The 11,550-nt window shown below is 72.0% G+C and carries 13 protein-coding genes; 6 read left to right on the top strand and 7 right to left on the bottom strand.

Annotation, left to right across the window (positions count from 1 at the left end):
- The first annotated feature begins 1 nt into the window (after position 1).
- Both NAG42_RS17175 and NAG42_RS17170 read left to right on the top strand, forming a co-directional pair.
- Positions 2 to 1,150, top strand: coding sequence for a glycoside hydrolase family 130 protein (locus NAG42_RS17175; protein WP_250031299.1), 1,149 nt, complete (start codon positions 2 to 4; stop codon positions 1,148 to 1,150).
- Positions 1,080 to 3,068: a hypothetical protein gene (locus tag NAG42_RS17170; RefSeq protein ID WP_250031298.1), complete on the top strand. Its 1,989-nt coding sequence runs from the start codon at positions 1,080 to 1,082 to the stop codon at positions 3,066 to 3,068. Before NAG42_RS17175 ends, NAG42_RS17170 begins: the two co-directional genes overlap by 71 nt.
- Before the next feature lie 155 nt (positions 3,069 to 3,223).
- Here NAG42_RS17170 and NAG42_RS17165 read toward each other — a convergent pair whose 3' ends face one another.
- Complete coding sequence (locus NAG42_RS17165) at positions 3,224 to 3,505, bottom strand: hypothetical protein (RefSeq protein ID WP_250031297.1); 282 nt, start codon at positions 3,503 to 3,505, stop codon at positions 3,224 to 3,226.
- Between the two features lie 50 nt (positions 3,506 to 3,555).
- Positions 3,556 to 3,741, bottom strand: a complete 186-nt coding sequence (locus tag NAG42_RS17160) for a hypothetical protein (RefSeq protein ID WP_250031296.1) — start codon at positions 3,739 to 3,741, stop codon at positions 3,556 to 3,558.
- A gap of 127 nt (positions 3,742 to 3,868) precedes the next feature.
- On the opposite strand from NAG42_RS17160, the gene NAG42_RS17155 reads away from it, so the two are divergent.
- Both NAG42_RS17155 and NAG42_RS17150 read left to right on the top strand, forming a co-directional pair.
- Entirely contained in the window at positions 3,869 to 5,008 is a 1,140-nt protein-coding gene (locus NAG42_RS17155; protein WP_250031295.1) for a hypothetical protein, read from the top strand.
- Between the two features lie 172 nt (positions 5,009 to 5,180).
- Positions 5,181 to 6,035, top strand: a complete 855-nt coding sequence (locus NAG42_RS17150; RefSeq protein WP_250031294.1) for an alpha/beta hydrolase — start codon at positions 5,181 to 5,183, stop codon at positions 6,033 to 6,035.
- On the opposite strand, the gene NAG42_RS17145 is transcribed toward NAG42_RS17150, so the two are convergent.
- The gene (locus NAG42_RS17145) at positions 5,971 to 7,158 is read right to left on the bottom strand and encodes an FAD binding domain-containing protein (protein ID WP_250031293.1); all 1,188 of its coding nucleotides are present in this window, start codon (positions 7,156 to 7,158) and stop codon (positions 5,971 to 5,973) included. The genes NAG42_RS17150 and NAG42_RS17145 overlap by 65 nt on opposite strands.
- Positions 7,151 to 7,588: a cupin domain-containing protein gene (locus tag NAG42_RS17140; protein ID WP_250031292.1), complete on the bottom strand. Its 438-nt coding sequence runs from the start codon at positions 7,586 to 7,588 to the stop codon at positions 7,151 to 7,153. Before NAG42_RS17140 ends, NAG42_RS17145 begins: the two co-directional genes overlap by 8 nt.
- Positions 7,589 to 7,678: 90 nt before the next feature.
- On the opposite strand from NAG42_RS17140, the gene NAG42_RS17135 reads away from it, so the two are divergent.
- A complete protein-coding gene (locus NAG42_RS17135) occupies positions 7,679 to 9,349 on the top strand; it encodes a helix-turn-helix domain-containing protein (protein WP_250031291.1) in 1,671 nt (556 codons plus the stop codon).
- Here NAG42_RS17135 and NAG42_RS17130 read toward each other — a convergent pair.
- The 3 genes from NAG42_RS17130 to NAG42_RS17120 are packed head-to-tail and all read right to left on the bottom strand — an operon-like array spanning position 9,346 to position 10,595.
- Positions 9,346 to 9,603, bottom strand: a complete 258-nt coding sequence (locus tag NAG42_RS17130; protein ID WP_250031290.1) for a hypothetical protein — start codon at positions 9,601 to 9,603, stop codon at positions 9,346 to 9,348. The two genes, NAG42_RS17135 and NAG42_RS17130, sit on opposite strands and share 4 nt — an antisense overlap.
- Complete coding sequence (locus NAG42_RS17125) at positions 9,569 to 10,309, bottom strand: DUF1152 domain-containing protein (RefSeq protein WP_250031289.1); 741 nt, start codon at positions 10,307 to 10,309, stop codon at positions 9,569 to 9,571. The genes NAG42_RS17130 and NAG42_RS17125 overlap by 35 nt, the downstream gene beginning before the upstream one ends.
- Positions 10,310 to 10,334: 25 nt before the next feature.
- Complete coding sequence (locus NAG42_RS17120) at positions 10,335 to 10,595, bottom strand: hypothetical protein (RefSeq protein WP_250031288.1); 261 nt, start codon at positions 10,593 to 10,595, stop codon at positions 10,335 to 10,337.
- Between the two features lie 440 nt (positions 10,596 to 11,035).
- Between NAG42_RS17120 and NAG42_RS17115 the strand changes: the two genes are divergently transcribed.
- Positions 11,036 to 11,530: a hypothetical protein gene (locus NAG42_RS17115; RefSeq protein ID WP_250031287.1), complete on the top strand. Its 495-nt coding sequence runs from the start codon at positions 11,036 to 11,038 to the stop codon at positions 11,528 to 11,530.
- Positions 11,531 to 11,550: the final 20 nt, after the last annotated feature.

Here is an 11,550-nt window from a genome sequence, read left to right as displayed (position 1 = left end):
CATGGTTCCGTACACCCTCACCCGGCTGGGCGTCGTCATGGCGCCCGAGACCGGTGACCCTCTCGAGGCCGAGGGGGTTCTCAACCCCGCGAGCGGGCGTACGCCCGACGGGCGCCTGTTCCTGCTGCCGCGCCTGGTGGCCACGGGCAACGTCTCCCGTGTCGGGCTGGCCGAGGTCGAGCTCGTGGACGGCGTACCCGTGGGGGTCGAACGCCAGGGCATCGTGCTCTCGCCGGACGAAGGCTGGGAACGCGGGCTCAACAACGCCGGCGTCGAGGACCCCCGGACGACGTGGGTGCCCAGTCTCGGCAAGCATCTGATGACCTACGTGGCGTACGGGCCGCTCGGGCCCCGGCTGGCCCTGGCCGTCTCCGAGGACCTGCGATCGTGGCGGCGGCTCGGGCCGGTGCAGTTCACCTATCAGCCCGACCTCGACACCGACCTCAACCTGTTCCCCAACAAGGACGCGGTCTTCTTCCCGGAGGTGGTGCCCGATCCGGACGGGCGGCCGAGCTACGCGATGATCCACCGGCCGATGTGGGACCTGGGCTGGTTCCGGCCCGGCGAGGGCGTGCACCTGCCGGCCGGGATCTCCGACGAACGGGCCGGGATCTGGATCTCGTACGTTCCGGCCGAGGAAGCCGAGGCGGATCTCACCGCGCTGGTGCGGCCGCGGAATCACCGCTGCGTGGCGCTGCCCGAGTTCCCGTACGAGGAACTGAAGATCGGGGCGGGCCCGCCGCCGCTGCGAGTGCCCGAAGGCTGGCTGCTGATCCACCACGGGGTCACCGGTTACATCCCGCCCGGCTTCGACCCGACCAATCAGCGCGTCACCTACGCCGCCGGGGCGATGCTGCTCGACCCGGCCGACCCCAGCCACGTGCTCGATCGCACCGCCGAGCCGATCTTCGTCCCGGAGACCGCCGACGAGCAGTCGGGCACGGTGCCCAACGTCGTTTTCCCCACCGCCATCGAGCAGGTCGACGGCGTCCACTATGTCTTCTACGGCATGGCGGACAGCAAAATCGGCGTCGCTCGCCTCGATCGAGTCTCTCCCGTCGTCGTCGAAGGAGCCAGCCATGAAGCGCCGATCCGTGTTGCTGGGCAGCGGACTAGCCCTGACCGCGCCGATACTGACCTCCACACCTAGTCAGGCCGCCGCCCCGCGGCTCACCAACACCGCCCACCTCGACTTCCTGCGCGACAGCGTCACCCCGCCGGCGCAGCCCGGTCACACCACCTATCGCCCGGCGAGCGGCATCGGCGTGCTCTGGACCTATGCCGAGCCGAACGCCGACGGCACCTACCGGCGGATCGGCGGCGGACCGTACGACGCGGCCACCGACACCTACGGGCAGGGCGCCTTCAACTCGGACGACATCGCCCGGGCCGCGGTCGTCTACATCAGACACTGGAAGCAGACCGGATCGGTCCGGAGCCGGACCGCGGCGTACGAGTTGCTGCGGGGCCTGACGTATTTCCAGACCCTCGCCACCGGCAACTTCATCCTGTGGATGCAGCCCGACGGGACCTTCAACGCCAGCCCCGAGCCGGTCGAGCTGCCCGACCCGTCCGACAGCGGGCCGTCCTACTGGCTGGCCCGCGCCGTGTGGGCGCTGGGCGAGGGATACGCGGCGTTCAAGTCCGCCGACCGGGCGTTCGCGGCCTTCCTGAAGCAGCGGCTCGACCTGGCCGTCGGGGCGCTCGACCGTCAGGTCCTCGTCCGCTACGGCACCTGGCAGAACGTCGACGGCCGGCGGACCCCCGCGTGGCTGATCGTCGACGGCGCCGACGCGACCGCCGAGGCCGTGCTGGGCCTGGCCGCGTACGTCTCGTCCGGTGGCCCGCCCGCCGCCCGGCGCGCGTTGCGGCAGTTCAGCGAGGGCATCGCCGCGCTGTCCGGCGGCAATGCCCGCGAGTGGCCGTTCGGTGCCGTGCTGCCGTGGGGTCTGTCGCTCTCCGACTGGCACGCCTGGGCGTCGCAGATGCCGGCCGCGCTGGCCCGGGCCGGCCAGGTCCTGGGGGACGACCGCCTGGTGCGCCCGGCGGTGACCGACGCGGCGGTCTTCACGCCGTGGCTGCTCACCTCGGGCGGCCCCGACAACGGCCGGCTGCCCGTCCGCATCGACAAGAGCCAGATCGCGTACGGCGTGGACTCGCGCATCCAGTCGCTGCTGGCCGTGGCGGCATCGAGTGGCCGCACCGGATTCCGCACGCTGGCCGGGATCGTGGCCGCCTGGTATTTCGGTGCCAACGCGGCGGGCGTCCCGGCCTACGATCGGACCACCGGCCGGACGGTGGACGGCATCGCCGCCGACGGCACGGTCAACCGCAACGCCGGTGCCGAGTCCACCATCCACGGCCTGCTCAGCATGCTGGCCCTGGACGCCCACCCCGACGCGGCCGCCCAGGCCCGTCAGAGCACCATCGTCGAGCGCGTCGGTTCGACCACAGTGGAGGCCGAGTCGGCCGCCCTGGCCGGCGGGGCCACGGTCGTCACCCCACCGTCGGCGTGGACCGGCGAGTCCCAGTTCAGCGAGGGCCGCTACGCCCGCCTGCCCGCCGGTTCCACGGCCCGTTTCACCCTGCCGCCCGCCACCCAGCCCCGGCTCGTGCTGCCGGTGGCCGACCTGCAACCGGGCAGCGCGGCCGTCACCCGCTGGACCTCGGCCGGCCGGGTGCTGGGCAGCGTGCGGCACGGCCGGATCGGTGCGCAGGGCGCGTCACCGGCCCCGGGCGCGTTGCTGCCGGTCACGCTGAACGGCGAACTGCCGCCCGGCGCGACCGACCTGGTAGCCACCGCCACCGGCGGCGAGGCCGTGGTCGACGCGGTCATCCTCGAACCGGTGGTGTCGCGCTACGTCATAGCCGGCAACAACCACACCACGGCCCTGCTCCGCAGCGCGGCCCGCAAACCCGAAACAGTGACGCTCCCCGTCCCCGGCGCAGGCCCGGCCACGGTCGAGTCGTACGACGGCACCGGTGTCCGGCGCTCCCACACCTCGTCCACGGGCTCATCCGTGCGGGCGCTGGTCCTCCCGGGCGGCTTCACCCTGATCCGCCGATAGCCGGCCGGCCGGCCGTGAGCAGCTTGCCCAGTTGCTCACGGCCGAGCCACCGCGAGTTGAGTTCAGCGCTCGTTGACTGCCACCGGTCGGAGTTCCTGGCGGCATCGGTGAATGCTGTCCGTCGCCCGGACGGGCTCACCGGCGGCGCCAACAGGTCAGGGAGTGGCGGGTGGGCCGGCGAAAACGGCGGGCTTGACGATGGAAAGGATGAGGATGGCTGTGTTGACGAGCAGGAAGAGGGCCAGTCCCATCCGCCAGGAGAGGTAGCTGCTGCGGCGGCTCAGCCAGGTGGTCTTCGCTTGGGTTGCGGCCCTGAAGACGTCGGTCAGATTCAGCCTTCGGATCAAGTCCTCCAGCACGTACCCGTCGCGGACTGAGGCGAGACGGTGCTTTGCCATGAACTGGCTGATGAGGGCGGCCACCGAGATGCCGACCACCGAGACGATGATCCTCGACGCCTGAGCCGTGCCCGGTGCCAGGGCGATGGTCAGGAGAAAGGCCTCGGCGGCCAGACCCAGACTGGGGCCTGCCACATGATGGTGATGTGGGCCGAATGCCGGGCCGACACCGCCTCGAGCGCCACCAGCTGCTTCCTCAGGAGGTCGTCCTGGTCGCGCCGGAAAGTCGTGGCGTTCGGCAGCTCTGGTGGCGTCGAGCGTCGTCTCAGGAACATGGCTTCATGGTGTCCGCGCTCGGCGATGACCTCAAGGAGCGGCGTCGACTTCGAAGGGACTCGCCTCGCGCGCGGACCGGTCCGTTTCTGGTCTCAGATTCGGCGTCGCGCTGCCGATGGGCCTGGTGTGAAGCCGTCGCGCCGGGCCGGCTGGGTGGTGGTTCTGGCCGCTGTGGCCGGAGCTGTTCTCGGCGGCTTCGTCCTGCGCCGGCGGGGGCGGCCGGGTCCACCGCCAGCGGCGCCGGCTGCGCGGAGTGCCGGCGAGTTCGGGCTGCCCGCCGCCGCGTCGTCGTCGGACCCGTCGCGGTCGCTCGTGCGGATGGCTGCCGGTGCCGGCATCGTCGTGGTCCTGGCCATCTTCACCGTGATCGTGACACGTCCTTCGGGCTCCGGCTCGCGGGTGACGGCCCGTCCGAGCCCGTATCCTGCCGCGTCCCGGGCCCTGATCAGTGAGCGGCTCCGGCCGTTGTCGCTGGGCGAGTGTCAGGCCGCCATCGCCGATCAGCTGGATCCGATCGGGCAGCAGGCCTGCGGCTACGAGACGGCGGGACTGGACCGGCTCTACGACGAGCCGTCGGCCGACCCGGCTGACCCGCGATATGCCGGCGCGGCCCTGCCGACCGGGCTGAGCACCGACGGCCGGAACTGTGTGGCAGGCCCTGGACGTCCCGTGCTCGACACTGTTCGCCCGACCCTGTCCGCGTCCTTCACGGCGGTCCCCGGACTGCGGCGCATCGGCTCCACCTTTCAGATCACTGGCGTCTACGGCCGCACCGCCGAGGACCAGCAGCTTCCCGGAGACCCGGGCGATCCCCTGACCGCCACCATGGACTTCCGCTGGGGCAAACCGCTGAGGCACGGCGAGTCCTACCGGTGGCGCGTGCGGGGCACGCCACCGGCCGTCGGAGCGGCCGGCTGGTCGCCGTGGTGCGAGTTCACCATCCCCGAGTCGACGCCGGACGACCTGGGCCTGGACGACGACCGCGACTACCGGGCCGTCCTGACTGCGGCCGAGTGGCTCAAGATCCTGAACGTCGTCCCGGTGAGTGCTCCGTACGTCCCGATCGACACCGCCGCCAAGGCCGCCACCTCACCGGCCACCCAAGTCCCCGTCACGCTGACCGGCCGAGCGTGGTTCCTACTGGTCAACGATCTGGCCTACCAGGCGTCGGACAACGACGACCAGGCCATCTGGAAACTCGCGGATCTGCTGTCCTCGGCCCTCGGCGGCCCCGACCGCCCGACGATGGGCCACCCCCGCACCTAGAGCGCGACCACGCACGCAGGTCGCCGTGGTGGGGTGAGCGCTCTGGGCGCGCCAGCGCCCTGCTCGCCGCGCCGCGGCCCTCGGCGTGAGCGACGGTCCGCACCCACCACCCCGCTACGACATCCTGATTTTGACTGTGGTCAGCGAGAGCGTCCCCTTGGATGATGGCGTCATGGCGGATTCGCGGGAATGGGACTACGACGGAATGCGCGGGCGGCTGGTCGCTCGGACCTGGGCCGGGCCGGGCGAGCCGGTCCGCGTCGTCGTCATCGCGCACGGGTATGGCGAGCACGTCGGGCGGTACGAGCATCTCGCTGACCGGCTCGTGGCGGACGGCGCGGTCGTCTACGCCGTGGACCACGTCGGTCACGGTCGCAGCGAGGGCGAGCGGGTGCACGTGGCCGACTTCGAGGACGTGGTCACCGATCTGCACGCGCTGGTCGGGACGGCCCGGCGCGAGCATCCGGGGTTGCCGGTCACGCTCCTCGGCCATTCGATGGGTGGGCTGATCGCGGCTCGTTACGCGCAGCGTTATGGGGATTTGCTGGCCGCGCTGGTGCTGTCGAGCCCGCTGGTCGGCCGGTGGGAGGGCGCGGCACAACTGCTGGCGCTGGACGAGATCCCCGATGTGCCGCTCGACATCACCACGCTTTCGCGCGACCCGTCGGTGGGGGAGCGCTACGCGGCCGACCCGCTGGTGTGGCACGGGCCGTTCAAACGCCCGACCCTGCAGGCGATCGAGCGCAGCCTCGACGCCATCGAGCGGGGTCCGTCGCTGGGTGACCTGCCGCTGATGTGGATCCACGGGGAGGCCGATCCCTTGGTCCCGATCGATGGTTCCCGCGCCGGCATCGAGCACCTGCGCGGTCCCGACTACGTCGAGCGGACCTACCCACAGGCCCGCCATGAGCTGTTCAACGAGCTCGACGCGGACGCCGTGATGACCGAGGTCGCGGCCTTCCTCAGCGATCGGGGCCGTAAAGACCGAAGTGCAGGGCCGGATCGGCCGGGTCCCACGAGTTCGTGAACTGCGACCGGGCGCCCATCTCGGCCACCCGGCTCAGCAGGTCGTTGCCGAGGGCCAGCCGGCCGGGCTCCCAGGCGGCCAGCGCCCGCGTGACGTCCGGTTCCTCGGCCAGCGCGGCGGCCAGGGACCAGGCGTCGGCGGCGGCTTTGGCGGTGCCGGCGGCGGCGTGCGGGCGGGCGGCGAACGCGGCGTCGCCGATCAGCGCCACCCGGCCGAACGCCATGTTGCGCACCGCGATGTCGAGGACGATCTGGATGTACGGCTCGGGGGTGCGGGCCACCAGCTCGGCCGCGGCCGGGGGCAGCTGGGCGAGCGCGTCCGCCCGCATCTCGTCGACGAAGCGCCGCTGCACCTGGCCGGGGTGAACCGAGACGGGAGCGGTGTAGCCGCGCAGATCCGTGGTCATCTCGTCCAGCGCGGGGCCCTCGGCCACGTTGCGGTACCAGACGTAGTTGAACTGCCGGTTCCCGGTGGCCAGGCTGCCGTCGGCGCCCGGGATGGCGTACATGCAGATGTGTGAGGAGTCCATCAACGCGTACGCCAGGGCGTCGTTGATCAGATCGGCCGTCTCGCCGGTGACGTCGCGCTCGGGCACGCAGCCGCGCCAGCCGATGTATCCGGCGTACCGGGGCTGGACCCGCGGCTGGAGCCGGCGGCGGCCGACCGACGAGATGCCGTCGGCGAACACGAGCAGCTCGGCACGCTCGGACCGGCCGCTCGCGAACCGCAGCTCCACCCCGTCGGCGTCCTGGTCGAGCCCGACCGCGAACTCGCCCAGGTGGTAGCGCGCGGTGCCGAAGTCGTCGAGCAGGATCCGGTAGAGCGTGGTCCACGAGCTGAACCGCCAGGCGGCCGGCTCCTCGTACGCGATCTTGTTGTCGTCGCCGAGGTAGCGCATCACCGTCGAGCCGATGCTGACGTCGTCCACGCCGAAGCTGTGCGGGCGCTCGGCGATCCACCGGACGGTGTCCGGCTGCAGGACGATGCCGCCGCCCCGGCCGTCGAGATAAGCCGGCGTACGTTCGAAGATGTCGACCTCGAAGCCCTGCTCACGCAGCAGCAGCCCCGCGGTGAGCCCGGCGAACGAGCCACCCACGACGATCGCGCGACCCCGGTCAGTCATGGTCGTACCGCCCCTCGGTGAGCTGCGGACCGTACGGGTGGTCCTCGAGGTTGATGACGATGGCGTCCTGCGTGGTACGGGCGACGATCATGCGGACCGGCTCGGTGTCGCTGGCGTTCTCCTCCCAGTGCACGACGTCCGGCTTGATGTAGACGAAGTCGCCCGGGTGGGCCTCCTGCACGGTGTCGAGCTTGTCGCCGATCCACCAGCGGCCGACACCGCTGAGCACGTACAGGGCCGTCTCGGAGTCGCCGTGGTGGTGCACTCCGGTCTTGCTGCCGGCGGGCAGCACGGACAGGCCCATCCACAGGTCCTTCGACCCGAGGCGGCGCGCGGAGACCGCTTCGAACCGCTTCAGGCCGGACGTCTGGGGCGTCTGGTCGGACAGATCATTGGCGCGGACGATATGCACACCGACGTCTTGGTTCATGAGGCCTACTTTGGCTTTCCAGCCGAGCGGGGCACATGTGCGGCCACACAGGTATGGCGCTGGCTCAGTTGTGATGGCACAGTCTCCGGCATGCAGACGACCGGTGCCGTGCAGCTGCGTCCCTGGCTGGAGGCGATCGCCGCGATCGCCACCGCGCTCAATCGCCCGGTGTCGCTGCCCGAGCTGCTCGACCTGGTCTCCGGGACGGCGTCGCGCCTGCTCGGTTACGACTTCTGCGCCGTGCTCCTGGTCGACGAGGCGCGCCGCAAGCTGGTCATCACCGGGGCGTACGGGTTGTCGCCCAGCTACATCGAGCAGGTCAACGCCGACCATCCGGTGGTGCTCGAGCCCGACGACGAGCCGCGCGCCCCGTCCGGCCGGGCCTTCCTGACCGGTACGCCGGTGCAGGTGCCCGACACGGTCGCCGACGCCACGTTCCTGCCCTGGGGCGGGGTGGCCCGGCAGCAGGGCTACCGCTCGATGATCTCCATGCCGGTCTTCTCGGCCGGTGTCCCGGTCGGCACGCTCAACTGCTACACCCGGATGCCGCACGAGTTCGGCCCGGGCGAGCAGGAGCTGCTGGCGCTGCTCGCCGAGCAGGCCGGGGTGGCCATCCAGACGGCCCGGCTGCGCGAGCGCGAGGCGGCCACGATCGCCGACCTGACCACGGCCAACACGGCACTGCGCCGCGGCGAGGAGGTGCATGAGCAGTTCACCCGGGTCGCCCTGCGCGGCGGCGGGGTGGCCGGGGTCGCGGCGGCCCTGGCCGAGCTGCTCGGCACGTCGGTGGTGGTGGTCGAGGAGCCGTCCGGGGTGCAGCTCGCCGCGGCCGGACCGGATCCCGTCGAGCAGGGGCTCGCCACCCCCGTGGTGCTGGGCAACGACACGGTCGCGCGCATCGTCGTGCCCAGCTCCGGGTCACCGTTGCCCGCGCTCGACGTACGGGCCCTGGAGCACGCGGCGACGGTCTGCGCCCTGGAGGTGTTGCGGGCCCGCACCGCGCACGAGGTGGAGTGGCGGCTCTCCGGCGAGGTGGTGACCGACCTGCTGGCCGGCAGCGCGGCCGGCCTGGTGACCGCGGCCGAGCGGGCCGGCCGGCTCGGACTCGACCTGACCAAGCCGCACGCGGTGATCGTGGTCAACGGCGGCCCCCCGGCCCGCGTCCTGTCGGTCGCGCGCTCGCTCGCCTCGGCCGCCCAGCCCCGGGCCCTGGCCGGCGCGATCGGCGACGACGTGGTGCTGCTGTGGCCGGCCGGTGCCCCGGCCGAGGCCGAGCGGCTGCTCACCCAGTTGCGCCGCATCGGCGCCGGCCCCGAGACCGCCGTGGCCGTGTCGCCGCCGTGTCACGCGCTGACCGACTACCCCGCCGCCTACCGCCGGGGTCGCGGCGCGGCCACGATCGCCCGCCTGCGCGGCACGGCCGACGCGGTGGCCGGCTTCGAGTCGCTGGGCGTGCACGGCCTGCTGCTGCAACTCCAGGACGTCTCCGAGCTGCGCCGGTTCGCGGCCGAGACGCTGGCCCCGATCCGCACGTACGACACCGCCCGCGGCACCGCCCTGGAACAGACGCTCCGCGCCTACGTCACCCACGACCTCAACACCGCCGCCACCGCCGCGGCCCTGTTCGTCCATCCCAACACGGTCAACCTGCGCCTGCGCAAGGCCGAACAGCTCCTGGGCGTCTCGACCTCCCAGGTGCGGGTGCTGGCCGAGCTGCAGGTGGCCCTGAGCGCCGACGACGTCGCCGACGCGCTGGCCTAATGCGGGTAGGCCCGCGGGATGCGGGTGGTGGCCAGCTCGTTGCGGAACGCCTCGATGCGGGTGATCACCTGGCGCCGGCCGTAGGTGTTCTCGATCCGGTCCAGGTAGAGGCAGCGGGCGGCCAGCGCGTCCAGGCCGACTGTGAAATAGACGGCCATCAGCGGGTTGACGAACAGGGTGCTGCCGCTGGTGCGCCGGGTGAACTGCACGTCGCCGAACTCACCGTTGACGGCCGCGGCGATCTGGCCGTTCACGATGCTGGGGCGGTCGGCCGTGGCCGCCGCGGCGTGGGCGACGGCGTCCCGATACAGGGCCGCTTCCTTTGCTCGTACGGGGGATGGAAAGCGCCCCGAGGTAAGCGCCTTCCCGGTCCAGCGCGGCGATGTTCTCCAGCACCTGCACGTGGTTGACCCCGTGGTAGGCGTCGATGCCGAAACCGAGGCACGTCACCAGTTTCACGGGCACGTCGAGGCCGGCCACCGCGGCCACGCTGGCCAGGTCCTCGACCGGGCTGCCGAGCTGGTCCTCGTCGCCGCGCAGCAGGATGTCGGTGCCACCGTCGACCAGCACGATGGCGTCGATGTCGAGCTGGTCGACCAGGTATCGGTAGGCCTCGCGCAACGTCTGGACGCCGAGCGGCGGGAAGGCGTAGACGGTCGACGGCTGGGCGTGCCCGGCCAGCCAGCGGGAGAGCGCACCCTCCGGGAAATACCAGTCGGGGCTGGCCGTCTTGGGCCGCACGGCCACGACATGGTCCGATACCCATGCCTCGCGGTCGACCAGTTCCAGCTCGGAGAACGACAGGTTGGCCAGATGCACCCGGACGCCGCTCTCCCGCAGCGCGAAGGCCAGCGGCAGACCCGCATACACGTCGAACCCGCCACCCGCCCCGGCGATCAGCACATTCCGGGCCGGTGCGAGCGCGGCGAACAGGGGCGGTGTGGCCAGAGAGAACGTCACCGCCCCATGATCGGCCACACCGGGCTCAGTCCGCTGTCCTGGGCGCCGTCTCACCGGTGAGGTGATCGATCACCCGGGAGAAACAGACCCGTTTCGAGACCTCGTAACAATGCGCGCTCGATGCCTCCAGGACACCCGCGAAGCCGACGCAGCTGAGCACCACCGCGGCGACGACGGCGACCGCCTTGACGGTCCACCAGACGGTGCTGCCGCTCGGCGCCGGCCGGTCCGGGCCAGGCCCCTGGTCGACCCGCTCGGCGAAGTGGTGCGCTTGTGGGGTGATCACCGTTCGCTCCTCTCGTCACAGAGACGAACGGCTCAGACAGCCAGCCGATGCGCGCCCAAGGGGTGACGCCACGACCCGGCGATACCGGGCGGTCGGTCGCGTGGTCGAACGTCCCGTGCGTGGGGCGCGGTGGGTGGTGTGGTCGACCGTCCCGTACGTGGGTGGCGTGGTCGACCTCCCCGTGCGTGGGGGACGGTGGATGGTGTGATCGACCGTCCCGTGCGTGGGCGGCGGTGGGTGGCGTGGTCGACCGTCCCGTGCGTGGGCGGCGGTGGGTGGCGTGGTCGACCGTCCCATGCGTGCGGGACGGTCGGTGGCGTGGTCGACCGCCATGTGGTCTGGGACGGCTGGACGCGTGATCGGCCACCCGGTGGCAGCGGACAGCTGGTCGCGTGATCGACTGACCAGCGCACACGTCCGGACCTGAGGGGAGTGCAACCGTGAACGCCGGCGACGAGCGCGAGGCGCAGCTGAAGACCCGGGTGGCCGAACTGCTGCCGCCCGGCGAGACCTTCCGCGCCGCCATCTGGGTGAGCCGGGCCGACGGGCGCCCGGACGGCCCGGTGACCCGGGCCGAGATCTCACCGTGGCGGTTCCGCCGCCCCGCCGCCGAGACCCGCCGCGGCGTCAACGGCGCACCCCGCAGCCACGCGGTCGCCCTCGACGAGCACATCCGCACGGTCAACGACCCCCGCGTCCTGGCCCTGACCGATCGCCGCCTGCTGCTCCTCTCCAAGCGCCCCGGCTCCTGGCGCGACATCCTCCGCCTGACCTCCGGCCCCCTCCCACCCCTGCGGCTGCGCTGGGAATGCCCCCGAGCCGACCTCACCGCCTCCACCGAACAGGGCGGCCGCCTGCACCTCACGTTCGCCGACCGCTCCGCGATCACACTGCTCACCCCGACGGCCCGCGTTCAAGCCTTCCTGGCCGCCTGACCGCCTCAGCTGCTCCCGCC

Source organism: Paractinoplanes maris, assembly GCF_023544465.1.
GTDB classification, from domain to species: domain Bacteria; phylum Actinomycetota; class Actinomycetes; order Mycobacteriales; family Micromonosporaceae; genus Actinoplanes; species Actinoplanes maris.
Note: the sequence above shows the minus strand (reverse complement) of the source record. Positions and strands in the feature narration are given on the sequence as shown.